The 345-nt window shown below is 57.4% G+C and carries 1 protein-coding gene; it reads left to right on the forward strand.

Going from position 1 to position 345, the window contains the following annotated elements; translation table 11 throughout:
- Positions 1-31 precede the first annotated feature (31 nt).
- A partial coding sequence (locus tag AC3XQU_RS23355; RefSeq protein WP_489876534.1) for a hypothetical protein occupies positions 32-345 on the forward strand: 314 nt, incomplete at its 3' end.

The raw sequence follows: 345 nt of genomic DNA on the forward strand, positions 1-345 counted from the left end.
TCGTGACTTCTACCGTGTGTCTTGGCGGATGATGGCTGCCGTTACCGGAGCAAGGACGCTTCATGTTGCAGTGATTCCTCCCGGCGCCGCACACATTCATGGGGTTCAGTCGGTGGGCGGACGACCCGACCTCGTATTGAAAATAGCGGGCCTGTGGTCTTCCTTGCCGCTGGACTTCCTATGCAAAGCCGCTTCAATTTCCAATTTCCTGCCCGGCTTCATGGATGGATTGCCAGCGCTATCCGACCATCCCCTGATGCAAGAACTGACAAGCCGAGCCGCGCGGCTGCTTTGCGTCACCGAAGCCTTCGCCGACCTATATGAATCGAATTCCGGCAGACTGTG

The sequence above is a fragment of the Telluria sp. AZSoR62 genome, from assembly GCF_058111565.1.